This window comes from Nonomuraea sp. MG754425 (assembly GCF_021699195.1).
Classification (GTDB): domain Bacteria; phylum Actinomycetota; class Actinomycetes; order Streptosporangiales; family Streptosporangiaceae; genus Nonomuraea.
Genome location: NZ_SSXE01000015.1, coordinates 1 through 16,784, shown reverse-complemented (window position 1 = coordinate 16,784; position 16,784 = coordinate 1). Strand labels below are relative to the sequence as shown.

Annotated in this window: 14 protein-coding genes; 7 read left to right on the top strand and 7 right to left on the bottom strand. The window is 67.6% G+C overall.

Going from position 1 to position 16,784, the window contains the following annotated elements:
* Positions 1 to 656: 656 nt before the first annotated feature.
* The 7 genes from FAF44_RS07390 to rpmH all read right to left on the bottom strand — a co-directional run bounded on the left by FAF44_RS07390 (position 657) and on the right by rpmH (position 5,056).
* Positions 657 to 1,592: a ParA family protein gene (locus tag FAF44_RS07390; protein WP_237102278.1), complete on the bottom strand. Its 936-nt coding sequence runs from the start codon at positions 1,590 to 1,592 to the stop codon at positions 657 to 659.
* Between the two features lie 137 nt (positions 1,593 to 1,729).
* Complete coding sequence (gene rsmG / locus FAF44_RS07385; RefSeq protein WP_237102277.1) at positions 1,730 to 2,401, bottom strand: 16S rRNA (guanine(527)-N(7))-methyltransferase RsmG; 672 nt, start codon at positions 2,399 to 2,401, stop codon at positions 1,730 to 1,732.
* A 353-nt stretch (positions 2,402 to 2,754) separates the two neighbouring features.
* Positions 2,755 to 3,243: a R3H domain-containing nucleic acid-binding protein gene (locus tag FAF44_RS07380; RefSeq protein ID WP_237102334.1), complete on the bottom strand. Its 489-nt coding sequence runs from the start codon at positions 3,241 to 3,243 to the stop codon at positions 2,755 to 2,757.
* A 20-nt stretch (positions 3,244 to 3,263) separates the two neighbouring features.
* The gene (gene yidC, locus FAF44_RS07375) at positions 3,264 to 4,214 is read right to left on the bottom strand and encodes a membrane protein insertase YidC (protein WP_237102276.1); all 951 of its coding nucleotides are present in this window, start codon (positions 4,212 to 4,214) and stop codon (positions 3,264 to 3,266) included.
* A 4-nt stretch (positions 4,215 to 4,218) separates the two neighbouring features.
* Complete coding sequence (yidD, locus tag FAF44_RS07370) at positions 4,219 to 4,500, bottom strand: membrane protein insertion efficiency factor YidD (protein WP_237102275.1); 282 nt, start codon at positions 4,498 to 4,500, stop codon at positions 4,219 to 4,221.
* Positions 4,497 to 4,859 carry a ribonuclease P protein component gene (rnpA, locus tag FAF44_RS07365; protein WP_308193294.1) on the bottom strand — a complete coding sequence of 121 codons (363 nt, stop codon included), beginning with the start codon at positions 4,857 to 4,859 and terminating at the stop codon, positions 4,497 to 4,499. The genes yidD and rnpA overlap by 4 nt, the downstream gene beginning before the upstream one ends.
* A 59-nt stretch (positions 4,860 to 4,918) precedes the next feature.
* On the bottom strand, positions 4,919 to 5,056 hold the full coding sequence (gene rpmH / locus FAF44_RS07360; protein WP_043614899.1) for a 50S ribosomal protein L34: 138 nt from the start codon (positions 5,054 to 5,056) through the stop codon (positions 4,919 to 4,921).
* Positions 5,057 to 5,501: 445 nt separating this feature from the next.
* Here rpmH and dnaA point away from each other — a divergent pair, with 445 nt between their 5' ends.
* The 7 genes from dnaA to gyrA all read left to right on the top strand — a co-directional run bounded on the left by dnaA (position 5,502) and on the right by gyrA (position 16,604).
* Complete coding sequence (gene dnaA / locus FAF44_RS07355) at positions 5,502 to 7,085, top strand: chromosomal replication initiator protein DnaA (protein ID WP_237102273.1); 1,584 nt, start codon at positions 5,502 to 5,504, stop codon at positions 7,083 to 7,085.
* A 543-nt stretch (positions 7,086 to 7,628) separates the two neighbouring features.
* Positions 7,629 to 8,768 carry a DNA polymerase III subunit beta gene (gene dnaN, locus FAF44_RS07350; protein ID WP_237102272.1) on the top strand — a complete coding sequence of 380 codons (1,140 nt, stop codon included), beginning with the start codon at positions 7,629 to 7,631 and terminating at the stop codon, positions 8,766 to 8,768.
* A 45-nt stretch (positions 8,769 to 8,813) separates the two neighbouring features.
* Entirely contained in the window at positions 8,814 to 9,758 is a 945-nt protein-coding gene (gene gnd / locus FAF44_RS07345; protein ID WP_237102271.1) for a phosphogluconate dehydrogenase (NAD(+)-dependent, decarboxylating), read from the top strand.
* Between the two features lie 80 nt (positions 9,759 to 9,838).
* A complete protein-coding gene (gene recF, locus FAF44_RS07340; RefSeq protein WP_237102270.1) occupies positions 9,839 to 11,083 on the top strand; it encodes a DNA replication/repair protein RecF in 1,245 nt (414 codons plus the stop codon).
* Between the two features lie 244 nt (positions 11,084 to 11,327).
* A complete protein-coding gene (locus FAF44_RS07335) occupies positions 11,328 to 11,789 on the top strand; it encodes a DUF721 domain-containing protein (RefSeq protein ID WP_237102269.1) in 462 nt (153 codons plus the stop codon).
* Positions 11,790 to 12,141: 352 nt separating this feature from the next.
* Positions 12,142 to 14,085 carry a DNA topoisomerase (ATP-hydrolyzing) subunit B gene (gyrB, locus tag FAF44_RS07330; protein WP_237102268.1) on the top strand — a complete coding sequence of 648 codons (1,944 nt, stop codon included), beginning with the start codon at positions 12,142 to 12,144 and terminating at the stop codon, positions 14,083 to 14,085.
* Positions 14,086 to 14,105: 20 nt separating this feature from the next.
* On the top strand, positions 14,106 to 16,604 hold the full coding sequence (gene gyrA / locus FAF44_RS07325) for a DNA gyrase subunit A (protein WP_308193293.1): 2,499 nt from the start codon (positions 14,106 to 14,108) through the stop codon (positions 16,602 to 16,604).
* The last annotated feature ends 180 nt before the right edge of the window (positions 16,605 to 16,784 follow it).

Here is a 16,784-nt window from a genome sequence, read left to right as displayed (position 1 = left end):
CCCCACCCGGTGCCCGCTCGCCACACACCGCCCGGTTGGATTTACACCGACACGGTCACAAACCTGCCCAACTCCTGACTTGAGCCCCGAGACCCACCACCGCCGCTCTGCCCCGTTGCCCACGACTGCTTGTTACCCATGAACCAGCAGTCCCGCCCCGGCACGGCTGATCACATTCAGCACGGCATCGCGGAACGACCTGCACAACTTGGACGCGACTGCCCACCAACGCACCGCACACGTGACCACGGCCCCGCAGACAGCCATTCCAGGAACACGCCGCCAGGTGCGAACGTCGCCGAACATGGAGGTATCGGTCTGGGCGCTGCGAACCCCTCAGCCGACACAGCACTCTAGGGGGAAGCCGACCGCACCCGGAGCCGAACGTCGTGCATCGCCGCGCTCTCAACGCCGGAGACCCAACCCGACCGTCCAAGCGCAGCGGGACCCCACCCCTGAACTTGGCCGCCAAGCCGGACCGGCGTTTCGCAACGGTGGATGGTCGGCTCCGAAACCGTGGACAGGACTCACCGCGGTGACCCACGCCACGGCACGGCGCCGTTCCACACGGCCCGACAGGATGCAGCTCAGCCCGGGTGGCAACCGGCGATGGAATGGGGCGGCGATGCGGCAACCGAAGGGACCAGCGCCACCGTTCAGACGACGCCGGCGCGGTGCGCGATCTCCCGGGCCGCGTCCATGTACGCCATCGCCCCGCTGGACCCCGGGTCGTACGTCATCACCGACTGCCCATAACTGGGCGCCTCCGACAGCCGGACGCTCCGCGGGATCACCGTGTTCAGCACCGTGTCCCCGAAGTGCGACCGCACCTCCTCCGCCACCTGCGACGCCAGCCGGGTACGCCCGTCGTACATCGTCAGTACGATCGTCGAGAGCCGCAGCGTCGGGTTCAGGTGCGCCTTGATCAGGTCCACGTTCCGCAGCAACTGGCCGAGCCCTTCCAGCGCGTAGTACTCGCACTGGATCGGGATCATGACCTCGTCCGCCGCGACCAAGGCGTTCACCGTCAGCAGGCCGAGGGACGGCGGGCAGTCGATCACGATGTAGTCGAAGTCCACCGCTTCGTACGCCGCCAGGGCGCGCCGCAGGCGAGCCTCCCGGGCGACCAGGGAGACCAGTTCGATCTCCGCGCCGGCCAGGTCGATGGTGGCCGGGGCGCAATAGAGGTTCGGCATGTCGGGCACCTGCTTGACGATCTCCGCCATCGGCAGGTCGTCCACCAGCACCTGGTACACATCCGGCACATCGCCACGGTGCTCCGTGGCCAGCGCGGTGGAGGCGTTGCCCTGCGGGTCGAGGTCCACCACAAGGACACGCTGGCCGTGCATCGACAGAGCGGCGGCAATGTTGACCGACGTGGTCGTCTTGCCCACGCCGCCCTTCTGGTTGGCCACCGCGACCACCCTGGTCTTGGGCGGACGCGGCCAGCCGCCGTTCCCCTCGCTCGAGGTCCCGCCCGTCTGGGCGGCCGTCTGGGTTGCGGATGTTTCACGTGAAACCACTGAGCTGAGGGCCTCTCGTACCAGGGGCGAATCACCGGGGTTCAGGGGTGTTTGGGTCACGTTGGCCATCCTTTCAACCAGTGGTGTGCCGGTGCCGGGAGTTCGCTGTCTCGACATGCCCATTTCGGGCCAGCCAACCCCGGTTGGACTCTCGGACCGACGGCTGTCCGGCCAGCCAACACCGCTCGACGCGACTGGCACAACCGTCACCTCCTTCGTCGCCGCCTTGCTCGCTCCGGCGCGCGACCCGCTACCACCCGAACCAATGTTGCAGGCGGCTCGACCTTACCGTGCCCGACCGTCACGAGCTCGGCCGATCGGGCTCCGCTGGCCCGCAATTGGGCATCCGCCTCGGCGAGCTCGCCCGCGGCTCGCTCCCCCTTCATGGCGATCAGCTCGCCGCCCTCGCGGAGCAGCGGCATGGCCCACTTCAGGAGGCGGTCGAGCGGTGCCACCGCACGGGCACTGGCGACGTCGAACTCGCGTTTGCCCGCCAGGTCCTCCGCCCGCCCGCGCAACACCTCGACGTTGTCCAGCTTGAGCGCCTCAACACATTCCTCAAGGAACACAGTACGGCGCAACAGCGGCTCCAACAGCGTAACCGTGATGTCCTGCCGGACAATGGCCAGAACCAGGCCGGGCAGCCCGGCCCCCGAGCCGATGTCCACGAGCCGCACGTCCGGCGGCACGGCCTCGGCGACCACCGCGCAGTTGAGCAGGTGACGATCCCAGATCCGCGGCACCTCCCGCGGACCGAGCAGCCCGCGGACGACCCCGGGGCCAGTCAGCAGACCGGCGAACGCGTTCGCACGCTCCCATGCCTCCCCGGTGAAGACGTCCCGCGCTATCTCCGGCGGCTCCGGAAGCTCATCGCTCACTGGTCGGTGGACCTTTCTGGGACCTGACGTCCCTCGCTCGGCTGTGGGGTCGTGTTGCCGGGTGGCAGGCGGGCTGATGCGCCGCCGCTGGAAGCGGCTCCGTTCCGGGAGCCCGGCTCCGCGTTCTCAATCTTGCTCTGTCTCCCCCAAGGCTACGGGTGAGATCACAAAGGAAGACTAGCGGGCCATGGTGAAGGTGGCCTGTGAGCGCGCCGTCCGCCCGCCCGCGCCGGGTCGGCGGGGGCGTACCGGGAGGAAAGCCGCACAGTGCGGAAAGGCGCGGGATGCGAAACGGCCGCCTGCCACGCGCGACAGCGGGCAGACGGCCGGATCCGATGGCGGCGGTACGCGCCTCAGGCGGGCAGGACCACCACGTACCGCTGCGGCTCCTCCCCCTCGGACTCACTACGGAGCCCGGCGGCGGCGACCGCGTCGTGCACGATCTTGCGCTCGAACGGGGTCATCGGCTGCAGCGCCTTCGACTCGCCGTGATCCTTGACCTGGCTCGCGATCTCGGTGCCGAGCTTGGTCAGCTCCGCCCTCCGGCGCTCGCGGTAGCCGGCCACGTCGAGCATCAGCCTCGAACGTTCCCCGGTCTGGCGGTGCACGGCCAGCCGGGTCAGCTCCTGCAGCGCCTCCAGGACCTCTCCCCCGGACCCCACCAGTTCCGTGCCCTTCAGCCCGACGACGGAGACCATGGCACGATCACCCTCGACGTCCATGTCGATGTCGCCGTCGATGTCGGCGATGTCGAGAAGGCCCTCGACGTAGTCGGCAGCGATCTCGCCCTCTTGTTCCAGAGCGCTGATGTCAGGAGCCTTCTCCTGCTCGGCCTCGGTCATGGCCGGCCTCTCCTTCATGTTCAGGACTTCTTGCTGCCGGTGCGCTTGCTGCGGGACTGCCTGCTCGGCTGCTGCCTAACGATCTTAGGCTCCGGAGGGGGCGGAGGAGCCTGTTCTTCCGGAGTGGTCTTGCGCAGCTTGGCCATGAGACCGGGCTTGGTCTCCACCGGGATCGGGTTGCCCTTGGCGTCGTACTGCGGCATCGGGTGCCGGCTGTAGAACCAGTGCTGCTGGCCGAGCGTCCACACGTTGGTGGTGACCCAGTACAGGATCAGGCCGAGGGGGAAGTTCAGGCTGAAGAAGGCGAACAGCGGAGAGATGTACATGAGGATCTTCTGCTGCTGCGCCATGGGGTTGTCCGGCATCTGGGCCATCGAGCGGGTGACGCTCTGCCGGACGGTGAGGAACGTGGTCAGCGAGCTGATCGCGACGAAGATCGCGAGGACCACCTTGGTCTGGACGACACCCGCGTCGAAGCCCGCGATGTCCTCGGAGGACATCCAGAAGTTGGCGGGCAGCGGCGCGCCGAAGATGTGCGCGGACCGGGCGCTGTCGACCAACTCCTGCGTCATGCCGTACTTGGGATGACCGTTCGCCATGTTCTGCAGCACGGTGAACATGGAGATGAAGATGGGGAACTGGGCGACCACGGGGAGGCAGCCGCCGAGCGGGTTGGCGCCCGCGCCCTGGTAGAGCGCCATGACCTCTTGGTTCATGCGCTGCTTGTCGTTCTTATAACGCTTGCGCAGCTCTTGGACCTTGGGGGCCAACTCCTGCATCTTCCGCGACGAGCGCATCTGCTTGAGGAAGAGCGGGAAGATCAGGATCCGCATGAACACGGTGAGCGTGATGATCGTCAACGCCCAGGTCAGCCCGCTGTCCGGGTCGAGAACCGTGCTGTATCCAGTATGGATCCAGATGATGACATGGGCTACGGCTTCATAGAGCCAGCTCAGCCAGGACAGCTCCACCGAGCTATCTCCCTTGCGTTTCGTGGGACCGGACCGGGCGTGGGGGCACCGGGTCTATACCTCCGGGATGGAATGGGTGGCACCGCCCGATGCGCCGGACAGTCAGCCATATGCCGCGCAATGCCCCGTGCACGGCAATCGCTTCGAGCCCGTATGCACTGCATGACGGGTAGAACCGGCAGCGTGGACCGAGCATCGGGCTGATGAACGCCCGGTAGAACCGAATGGGGACGATGAGGGCCCGGGCGACCAGGCCCGGCACCTCCCCCTGCGGTTGCTCCGTCATCTCTGTCCACCCGTCGAGGACTCGCGCCGCCTGAGCAAACGATCCAGCGCGACGTCGAGTTCGGCGGCCAGTTGCTCGAATCGCGCGGACGCGGCCGGTGGGTTGGCGCGTACCACAAGCAGGCTACCTCGCGGCAGCCGGTCAAGACGGTCCCGCATCAGGTGTCGGAGCCGCCGCTTGACCTTGTTCCGGGTCACGGCGCCGCCGACGGCCTTGCTCACCACGAATCCCACCAGAGGTGGTTCTTCGCCGGAGATGGTGAAATGCACCACAAGAGTCGGGCGACCCGCGCGCTTGCCGCGCCTGACCGCCGCCTCGAACTCTTCCCCGCGTCGCATGCGGGATTGACGGGATAGCACTGTATACGTCTAACGCCCGCCGGCGTGATCCGCCGACGGGCTGCACTCGCTCGAGACGATCAGGCCGACAGCTTCTCGCGGCCCTTGCGGCGGCGAGCGGCGAGGATGGCACGACCGGCCCGGGTGCGCATACGCAGCCGGAAGCCGTGGGTCTTCGCGCGGCGACGGTTGTTCGGCTGGAAAGTACGCTTGCTCACGGGTGGGCTCCAGGCTTGGTGATGCGCCACGAAGGCGCCTAAAAACACATGGATGGCCTGCCAGTTTACGAGGGCACGCGAAATAGCCGCCGCGTGACAAGCCGACCGTCGTACGTTACGGGCCAAGTACCGCTCAGGTCAAACCGGACCGGTTGTCCACCAATCCACAGGCCACTTTTCCACCGCCCGCCCCACGTCCACAAGATGTGCACTCTGGTGCCACTAGGCTGTGGACAACGTCTTGAACACGGCTGTGCACAAAGCTACTGTCGGGCCTTTCGGCCCGCTCAGAGGCTGTGGACAGCCTGTGGATCGTCTGTGGAGAGCGGGGCGGCGAGCCCGGCTCCCGCGTGTGGACGAAGGGGCCGGCGAGCAACGCGGCCGGCCTCGCCATGTGGACAAACGATCGCGGGGGGCCGCGAGAGGAAGGAGGGGGAAGCGCACCATGAACAGTGTCGACCTCGGCGTGGTATGGGCGAGGGCCCTGAGCAACTTCCTCAACGAGAGCGTGCCGATCCAGCAGCGTACGTGGCTGTCGATGGTGCGCCCGATCGCCCGGGCCAACGACACGATCGTGCTCGGCGTCCCCAACGACTTCCTCAAGGACCTCATCGAGGGCCCGAAACTGCGCCCGCTCGTCACGCACGCGCTGTCGCAGGAGCTCGGCCAGACCATGCGGGTGGCCGTGATGCTCGACACGACGGCGCCCGAGCAGCCGGTCATCGACTCTCATCAACAGCCTGTGACTCAAAGTTATCCCCAGGGTGTGGAGAGTCAGCTCCGATATGCACAGCCCGCCCAGCCGCAGCACAACCCGGCTTCCGAGCCCCCGCAGTTCTACTCTCCACAGCCGGAGCAGCCTCAGATATCCACCGAGTATCCACAGCAGGGCTTCTCTTTTGAACAGGCGCAGCCGTACACACCGCCTGTGGAGAAGTCGCCGGAGCAGGCGCCGAATCGGTGGGAGGCGAAGAGCAATAAACCCAGCGAACCGGCCAGGCTCAACCAGAAGTACACATTTGAGACATTCGTCATCGGTGCCAGCAACCGGTTCGCGCACGCGGCGGCCGTGGCGGTGGCCGAATCCCCCGCGAAGGCGTACAACCCTCTTTTCATCTACGGCGACTCTGGGCTGGGAAAGACCCACCTGCTGCACGCCATCGGGCATTACGCCCAAAGCCTGTACGACGGGGCGCGGGTCAGATACGTGAGCTCGGAGGAGTTCACCAACGACTTCATCAACAGCATCCGCGACCACAAGGCCGACGGCTTCCGCGGACGCTACCGGGCGATCGACATCCTGCTCGTGGACGACATCCAGTTCCTGGAGGGCAAGGAGCAGACGCAGGAGGAGTTCTTCCACACCTTCAACACCCTGCACAACGCCAACAAGCAGATCGTCATCTCCAGCGACCGGGCGCCCAAGCAGCTCATCACGCTGGAGGACCGGCTGCGCAACCGGTTCGAGTGGGGCCTGATCACCGACGTCCAGCCGCCCGAGCTGGAGACCCGCATCGCCATCCTCAGGAAGAAGGCCATCCAGGAGGGCCTGGCCGCGCCGCCCGAGGTGCTCGAGTACATCGCCAGCCGTATCTCCACCAACATCCGCGAGCTCGAGGGCGCGCTGATCAGGGTCACCGCGTTCGCCAGCCTCAACCGGCAGGGTGTGGACCTGCAACTCGCCGAGGTGGTGCTGAAGGACCTGATCACCTCGGAGTCCGACACCGAGATCACCATCGCGGCCATCATGAGCGAGACCGCCCAGTACTTCGGCATCAGCATCGACGACCTGTGCGGCACCTCACGCAGCCGGGCGCTCGTCAACGCCCGGCAGATCGCCATGTACCTCGCCCGCGAGCTGACCGAGCTGTCGCTGCCGAAGATCGGCCAGCAGTTCGGCGGTCGCGACCACACCACCGTCATGCACGCGGAGCGCAAGATCCGCTCGCTCATCGCCGAGCGCAGGTCGATGTACAACCAGGTCAACGAGCTGACAATGCGGATCAAGCAGACACAGCGCGGGTCCTGAGTTCGTACACAGCCTGTGGAAAACACTGTGGACCAGCGGAAACACAAAAATTCACTCGCCGTTCGCCCGACAATGCTGGGAAAAATCCATCCACATCGGTTGGGGACAAAGGTGGGGACATCCTGTGGGGAACCTGGGGACTACCAGTGGACAACGTGTGGACGGACTGTGAACAACCGATCTGGGGCTCCAGAACGGCCCCTTCTACCCCGTGGATAACCTGTGGAAACCCCGTGGATAACCCCGCCTCAGCGGTGGATGACGGCACCATGATCTGGGGACGGCCTGTGGGCGAAGATTCGTCATCCCCAGGCGCGGAAGTTCTCCCCAGGCGTCACCCACAGCCTCAGTGGATGAAAATCTGGCGTCTGACCAGCCAGAACGCCGGTTGTCCCCAGTTTCCACAGCCCCTAGTGTGATGACTTCCTATCTCTCTAACTAAGAAACTCAAAGACCCATAGAGGGGTTCTCCCGGAGCGCGAGTCCGGGAGGGTGGATCCTTGAGATCCTGCAATCAACGACGAACCCAGGAGGCTGACCACCGTGATGTTCCGAATCGAGCGAGACGTCCTCGCTGAGGCGGTGGCATGGACGGCACGCAGCCTCCCTGCGCGTCCGTCGGTGCCCGTGCTCGCCGGCATGCGCCTGGAGGTCACGGAGGAGCAGCGGCTCAAACTGTCCGGCTTCGACTACGAGGTCTCCGCCGAGGTGACGCTCGAACTGCACACCGGCGAGCCCGGGGTCGTCCTGGTCTCGGGCAAGCTGCTCGCCGAGATCACGCGCGCGCTTCCCGCACAGCCTGTGGACTTCGTGGTGGACGGCGCCAAGGCCGTCGTCACGTGCGGCAGCGCGCGATTCACCCTCCTGACCATGCCTGTGGAGGACTACCCGACCCTCCCGGCGATGCCGCCGGCCGCGGGCCGGGTCGGCAGCGACGTGTTCGCCGCCGCAGTCGGCCAGGTGGCCGTCGCCGCGGGCCGCGACGAGACGCTGCCGATGCTCACGGGCGTGCGGATGGAGATCGAGGGCGACACGGTCACCCTCGCCGCCACCGACCGCTACCGGCTGGCCGTGCGCGAGCTGAAGTGGCAGCCGGGCCAGCCCGACTTCGCCGCCATCGCGATGATCCCGGGCAAGACCCTCGCCGACACCGCCAAGGCGCTCGGCACGACGGGCGCCGAGGTGGAGATCGCGCTCAGCTCCGCGGGCGGCACCGGCGAGGGTATGATCGGCTTCTCCAGCGCCGGACGACGGACGACGACCCGCCTGCTCGATCCCGAGTTTCCGAAGTACCGCTCGCTGCTGCCCACCGAGTTCTCCGCCCGCGCCGACCTGTCCACCAGCTCGTTCGTCGAGGCGGTCAAGCGTGTGGCCCTGGTCGCCGAGCGCAACACGCCGGTACGGCTGGCGTTCAGGAGCGGTGAGGTCGTGCTGGAGGCCGGCAGCGGCGACGAGGCGCAGGCCGTCGAGGCGCTGCCGGTCGACTACGAGGGCGAGGAGATGAACATCGCCTTCAACCACCAGTTCCTCCTGGAAGGACTGGGGGCCATCGACTCGGACACGGCCAGGCTGCAGATGACCACGTCCACGAAGCCCGCTATCCTCACCGGTGGCAAGCCGGTGGAGGACGGAACCGTCACCGACTATCGCTACCTGATCATGCCCATCCGACTGTCAGGCTGACCCTGTCATCGGAGATGATGGAAGTCTGACAAGGGGGTACACATCATGCAGATCGGCATGGTCGGGCTCGGCAAAATGGGCGGCAACATGGCCGAACGGCTTCGCCGTGGCGGTCACGAGGTCGTCGGCTACGACCGCGATCCGGCGATCAGCGACGTCACCAGCCTCAAGGAGCTGGTCGAGCGTCTGCAGGCGCCGCGTGCCGTCTGGGTCATGGTCCCCGCGGGCAAGCCCACTCAGACCACCGTCGACGACCTGGGCGAGCTGCTCGACGAGGGCGACATCGTCATCGACGGCGGCAACTCCCACTACGTGGACGACCAGAAGCACGCCGCCGAGCTGGCCCAGAAGGGCATCGGCTTCGTCGACTGCGGCGTCAGCGGCGGCGTCTGGGGCCTGCAGAACGGCTACGCGCTCATGTGCGGCGGCGGCGAGGCCGAGGTCGGGCGGCTCATGCCGATCTTCGAGACGCTCAAGCCCGAGGGCGAGGACGGCTTCGTGCACGCGGGCGACGTCGGCGCCGGGCACTTCGCGAAGATGGTCCACAACGGCATCGAGTACGGCATGATGCAGGCGTTCGCCGAGGGCTGGGAGCTGCTCGAGGCGTCCGACGTCGTCAAGGACGTCAAGGGCTCCTTCAGCAGTTGGCGCACCGGCACCGTGATCCGCTCCTGGCTGCTCGACCTGCTGGTACGGGCGCTCGACGACGACGAGCATCTCGAGCAGCTCCGCGGTTACGCCCAGGACTCCGGCGAGGGCCGGTGGACCGTGCAGGCGGCCGTCGACCACGCGGTGCCGCTGCCGGTGATCACCGCCGCCCTGTACGCCAGGTTCGCCTCGCGGCAGGACGACTCCCCCGCGATGAAGGTCGTGGCGGCGCTGCGCAACCAGTTCGGCGGGCACGCGACCACCTCGGCGGAGGGCAGCACCGGCAAGGGCGCCGACTCCCCCGGCGCGGACGTCACGCCGCCCCGCGAGGCCGAGCGCTAGGGTCGTCCACAACACCAGGGTTTTCCACAGAACGCATGCCGGTGACCCCGGTGGCGCGTGAGGCGCATTAACCTCGTGGGGTGCATGTCGCCCACCTCTCGCTGACCGACTTCCGGTCCTACCCGTCCGTGGAGCTCGGCCTGGAGCCGGGCGTCACGGCCTTCGTGGGGCCCAACGGCCAGGGCAAGACCAACCTGGTCGAGGCCCTCGGCTACGTCGCGACGCACTCCAGCCATCGGGTGGCCGGCGACGCGCCGCTCGTGCGCCAGGGGGCGAGCCGGGCGATCGTGCGCTGCGCCATCCAACGGCAGGACCGGCGGGCGCTGATCGAGCTGGAGATCAACCCGGGCCGCGCCAACCGGGCCCGGCTCAACCGCTCCGCCATGTCCAGGGCCCGCGACACCCTCGGCCTGCTGCGCACGGTGCTGTTCGCCCCCGAGGACCTGGCGCTGTCCAAGGGCGATCCGTCCGAGCGTCGCCGCTTCCTCGACGACCTGCTGGTGGCCAGGACCCCGAGGTTCGCCGGGGTGCGCGCCGACTACGACCGGGTGCTGAAGCAGCGTGGAGCCCTGCTGCGCACCGCCGCGCAGGCCCGCAGAGGCAGCAGGAGCGCGCGCCGGCAGGAAAGTGACACCGGGTTCACCGCGGCCGGCGCCGGCGACGTGCTGAGCACTCTGGAGGTGTGGGACGCCCACCTCGCCCGGCACGGCGCGGAGCTGTTGCGCGGGCGGCTGGAGCTCATCGAGGCGCTGCGCCCGCTGGTGGCCGGCTCCTATGCGGCGCTCGCCCCGTCGAGCGCTCCCGCGACGCTGGCCTACCGCAGCACGTTGTCCACAGGTGGGGATGGCGGCGACGGTGAGCAGGAGGGCGAAGTCCCCGGTGAGCGGGGATCTTTCGATACACAGACGTTATCCACAGACTTGGGGAAAACCCTTGAAGAACGGCTGCGGGAACGGCTACTGGAGGTCCGCCAGTCGGAGCTCGACCGGGGCGTGACACTCGTCGGGCCGCACCGCGACGACCTGGTTCTCGGGCTGGGCGATCTGCCGGCCCGCGGTTACGCCAGCCATGGGGAGTCGTGGTCGTTCGCGCTGGCGCTGCGGCTGGCCGCGTACGACCTGCTGCGGGCCGACGGGAGCGATCCGGTGCTGATCCTCGACGACGTGTTCGCCGAGCTCGACAGCCAGCGCAGGCGGCGGCTCGCCGAGATGGTGGCGCCGGCCGAGCAGGTGCTGATCACCGCGGCCGTGCCCGACGACGTGCCGGGAGAGCTGGCGGGAGGCAGGTTCGACGTCGCCGAGGGGGGTGTGGCCCGTGTCCGCTGACGACGCGCGCCGCGGTGCGGGCTCCCCTGCCGGGGAGCGTGGCGGGACCGGTCATCCACAGCCGCGGCCCGGCGCGGTGGCGGGCGATCGTCCACAGGCGGGCGCGGCCGGTGGACAACCACGGGCGGGCGGCGCCGGTCCACAGGACGGGCCCGCGAGCGGTGCCGCCGGCGCTGGGCCCAGAACCGGCGGCGGAGGTCCCGCGGCGGCCGGTGGGGAGAACGCGACGGCCAGAGGAGTGGCCATGGCCAGGGAGAAGCTCGCCCAGGCCAAGGCCGACGCCGCCAAGCGCGGCCAGTTGCCGCGACGCGAGCCCAGGCGCAAGGCCGCGGGGGGGCACCGGCCGGGCGGCGACCCTCAGCTTTTCGGACGCGCGATCGCCGACCTGCTGTCCGATCGCGGCTGGGAGCGTTCGGCGAAGGTGGGCGGGGTGTTCGGCCGCTGGGTCGAGATCGTGGGCCCCGACCTGGCCGCGCACACCAAACCCGAGTCGTTCGACGACGGCGAGGTGCTCATCGCGGCCGACTCGACGGCGTGGGCGACCCAGGTCCGGCTGCTCGCCCGCACCCTCGTACGCCGGCTGAACGAGGAGCTCGGCGACGGCACCGTGACAAAGGTCAAGGTCAGGGGCCCGCAGAACGCGCCGCGTCTCTCAGGGGGATTGCGGGTGACCGGAAGCCGGGGGCCCCGCGACACCTATGGATGACCGCGTTCGGCGGCCGTCCACAGCCGCGCGGCGACCTCACGGCCGTTTGGCGCTCAGGGCGATCAGAAAGCCACAGACGCGATAAGCCCCCTTTCCGGAGGGGGGATGCTTGCCAGGGGGCAAAACGAGCTAGAGGGCATCACAGGCGCGTTCATTGCCACCTTGACCCTCCGGAAGCGGTAGAATGAAAAAGGATTCCGGACACGTCCGCTTGCGTGTCACCCCGGCAGCAAGCCGACTCCCCCGGGTGACCGCGCATCGGGGCACTCACGACGGTGACGGGCACGGTAGGGGCAGCTTCGCTAGTTGATCGCCTCCCCCGCCGCGTGTCCGCGGCAGGAGGATTTCGCAGTTGTCCTACGACGCTAGCTCAATCACCGTACTCGAAGGGCTTGAGGCGGTTCGCAAGCGCCCGGGTATGTATATCGGCTCGACCGGCGAGCGCGGCCTGCACCACCTGGTCTACGAGATCGTGGACAACGCGGTGGACGAGGCTCTCGCGGGTCACGCGAGCACGATCGACATCACGCTGCTCGCCGACAACGGCGTGCGCGTCATCGACGACGGGCGCGGCATCCCCACGGGCATCCACCCGGTGGAGAAGCGCTCGGCCGTCGAGGTCGTGCTGACCACGCTGCACGCGGGCGGCAAGTTCGACAGCCAGGCGTACGCGGTCTCCGGCGGCCTGCACGGCGTCGGCTCGGCCGTCGTCAACGCGCTGTCCACCGCCATGGAGGTGGAGGTCAAGCAGAACGGCCACTACTGGCGGCAGCGCTACGAGCTGACCAAGCCCACGGCCCCCCTGGCCCAGGGCGAGGAGACCGACGAGACCGGCACCATGGTCACGTTCTGGCCCGACCCCGACATCTTCGAGACCACGGCGTGGAACTACGAGACGCTCTCGCGGCGCTTCCAGGAGCAGGCCTTCCTCAACAAGGGCCTGAAGATCACGCTGACCGACGAGCGTCCCGACCATGTCAACGGCGAGCCGCACACCGTCGAGTACCACTACGAGGGCGGCCTGGCCGACTTCGTCCAGCACCTCAACTCCAAGAAGGAGCCGGCGCACGCGTCGATCATCTCCTTCGAGTCCGAGGGCGACGGCATCGCGGTCGAGATCGCCATGCAGTGGAACAACTCCTACTCGGAGTCGGTCTACACCTTCGCCAACACGATCAACACCGCCGAGGGCGGCACCCACGAGGAGGGCTTCCGCGCGGCGCTGACGTCGATCGTCAACCGTTACGCGCGCGAGCAGAAGTTCCTCAAGGAGGGCAAGGACGACAACCTCTCCGGCGAGGACGTCCGCGAGGGGCTGACCGCGATCATCTCGGTCAAGCTGTCCGACCCGCAGTTCGAGGGGCAGACGAAGACCAAGCTCGGCAACACCGAGGCGAAGTCGTTCGTGCAGAAGGCCTGCAACGACCACCTGCGCGACTGGTTCGAGCGCAACCCCGGCGAGGCCAAGGACATCATCAACAAGTCCCTGCAGGCCTCGCGTGCCCGCCTCGCGGCACGTCAGGCGCGCGACCTCACCAGGCGTAAGTCGTTGCTGGAGTCGGGCAGCGGGCTGCCCGGCAAGCTGGCCGACTGCCAGTGGAACGACCCGGAGAAGTGCGAACTGTTCATCGTCGAGGGCGACTCGGCCGGCGGCTCGGCCAAGGGCGGCCGCGACTCGCGCTTCCAGGCCATCCTGCCCATCCGGGGCAAGATCCTCAACGTCGAGAAGGCGCGGATCGACAAGGTCCTGAAGAACAACGAGGTCCAGGCGCTGATCACGGCTCTGGGCACCGGCGTGCACGACGAGTTCGACATCAGCAAGCTGCGCTACCACAAGGTCATCCTCATGGCCGACGCCGACGTGGACGGCCAGCACATCAACACGCTGCTGCTGACGCTGCTGTTCAGGTTCATGCGACCGCTGATCGAGGCCGGCCACGTCTACCTGTCGTGCCCGCCCCTCTACAAGATCAAGTGGGACCGCAAGGGCGAGGACGCCTCCTACACCTACTCCGACGCCGAGCGCGACGCCGTCATCGCCGAGGGCATCGCCAACGGCAAGCCCGACCCCCGGCCGCGCGACAACGTGCAGCGCTTCAAGGGTCTGGGCGAGATGAACGCCGGCCAGCTCTGGGAGACCACGATGAACCCGGAGACCCGGCTGCTGCGCCAGGTCACGCTCGACGACGCGGCGCAGGCCGACGACCTGTTCAGCGTGCTGATGGGTGAAGACGTGGAGGCACGGCGGGACTTCATCATCCGAAACGCTCGCGACGTGCGCTTCCTCGACGTTTAGCCAATAAAAGGACCTTACCTGTGACGGACGTGAACACCACTCCCCCGGCTGAGCGCATCGAGCCGGTGGACATCCAGTCCGAGATGCAGCGCAGTTACATGGACTACGCGATGTCGGTCATCGTGTCCAGGGCGCTGCCGGACGTGCGCGACGGCCTCAAGCCGGTGCACCGCCGGGTGCTCTACGCGATGTACGACGGTGGCTACCGTCCCGACCGCGGCTACTTCAAGTGCGCCCGCGTCGTCGGAGACGTGATGGGCACCTACCACCCGCACGGCGACACCTCGATCTACGACGCGCTGGTACGCCTGGCGCAGCCGTGGTCGTTGCGGTACCCGCTGGTCGACGGGCAGGGCAACTTCGGTTCGCCCGGCAACGACCCGGCGGCGGCGATGCGCTACACCGAGTGCAAGCTCGCGCCCATCGCCATGGAGATGCTGCGGGACATCGACAAGGAGACCGTCGACTTCCGCCCCAACTACGACGGCAAGTCGCAGGAGCCCGACGTCCTGCCGGCGCGCTTCCCGCAGTTGCTGGTCAACGGCTCGGGCGGCATCGCCGTCGGCATGGCCACCAACATCCCGCCGCACAACCTGCGCGAGGTCTCCGCGGCGGTCAAGTGGGCGCTGGAGAACCCGGAGGCCGGCGACGAGGAGCTGCTCGAAGCGGCGATCAAGCTGGTCAAGGGCCCCGACTTCCCCACCAAGGCGCTCATCGTGGGCCGCAGGGGCATCGAGGACGCCTACCGCACCGGCCGCGGCTCGATCACCATGCGGGCCGTGGTCGAGGTCGAGGAGGACAAGGGGCGGCAGGCGCTGGTCGTCACCGAGCTGCCGTACCAGGTCAATCCCGACAACCTCGCGCTGAAGATCGCCGAGCTGGTCCGCGAGGGCAAGCTCACCGGCATCGCCGACGTCCGCGACGAGAGCTCCTCCCGGGTCGGGCAGCGGCTGGTGATCGTGCTCAAGCGCGACGCGGTCGCCAAGGTCGTGCTGAACAACCTGTACAAGCACACCCAGCTCCAGGACACCTTCGGCGCCAACATGCTCGCGCTGGTGGACGGCGTGCCGCGCACACTGCGGCTCGACCAGTTCGTCCGGCACTACGTGGCGCACCAGATCGAGGTCGTCGTCCGCCGGACGCGCTACCTGCTGCGCAAGGCCGAGGAGCGCGCCCACATCCTGCGCGCGCTGCTGAAGGCGCTGGAGCGGCTCGACGACGTCATCGCGCTGATCCGGGCCTCCGACTCCGCCTCGCACGCCCAGCAGGGCCTCATGACGCTGCTGGAGATCGACGAGGTGCAGGCCCAGGCCATCCTCGACATGCAGCTCCGCAAGCTGGCCGCGTTGGAGCGGCAGTCCATCCAGGACGAGTACGACGGCCTGATGACGCAGATCGCCGAGTACAACTCGATCCTGGCCAGTGAGGCCCGCCAGCGCGAGATCATCAACGAGGAGCTCGCCGAGGTCGTCAACCGCTACGGTGACGACCGGCAGACCGAGATCATCGCCTACGACGGCGACATGTCGATCGAGGACCTCATCGCCGAGGACGAGATCGTCGTCACCATCACGCGGGGCGGCTACGCCAAGCGCACCCGGACCGACCTCTACCGCGCCCAGAAGCGAGGCGGCAAGGGTGTGCGCGGCGCGCAGTTGCGCCAGGACGACATCGTCGACCACTTCTTCGTCACCACGACGCATCACTGGCTGTTGTTCTTCACGAACAAGGGCCGGGTGTACCGCGTCAAGGCGTACGAGCTGCCGGACGCGGGTCGCGACGCTCGCGGCATGCATCTCGCGAACCTTTTGGCCATGCAGCCCGACGAAACAGTCATGGAGGTTCTCGACCTACGCGACTACAACGTCGCTCCTTATCTCGTCCTCGCCACGCGCAGCGGGCTGGTCAAGAAGACCCGCCTGGCCGAGTACGACTCCCCCAGGTCCGGCGGTCTGATCGCGATCAATCTGCGCGAGGACGACGAGGTCATCGGAGCCCGTCTGGTCTCCGAAGCCGATGATCTGCTGCTCGTCTCGAAGGGCGCGCAGTCGATCCGGTTCACCGCCTCCGACGAGGCACTCCGTCCCATGGGGCGGGCTACCAGCGGTGTTATCGGGATGAGGTTCCTCGAAGGCGACGAACTTCTCGCCATGAATCGCATCGCCGACGGTCAAGACGTGCTTATCGCTACGAAGGCTGGGTACGCAAAACGGACGCCAGTGGAACAGTATCCAGTTCAAGGACGTGGCGGGAGAGGCGTGCTGACTGCGAAGATCGTATCTTCCCGTGGCAAGCTGGTCGGAGCCGTCATGGTCAACCCAGAGGACGAGGTTTTCGCGATCACGTCCGCCGGCGGGGTGATCCGGACGAGTGCCGGCGAGATCAAGCAGTCCGGCCGCCAGACCATGGGAGTGCGATTGATGAATCTCGCTGAAGGCGACAGCGTGGTGGCCCTCGCCCGGAACGCCGAGTCCATGGAGACTTCGGTCGAGAGTGAGGAAGACGGGGGAGGAGAGTAGCTCATGAGCGCCCAGGGTGGCACCGCCAGGACAAAGGCGGCTTCGGGTAACGGACAGCAGCCGAAGAAGCCCACAGAGACCGAAATGTTCGACGCGGTCGAGCAAGGCCCGGATACGTCGCCCGCGCAGGGCAGGCCGATGACGGCGAAGGACGACAACAAACCTTCGCCCCATCCCGGC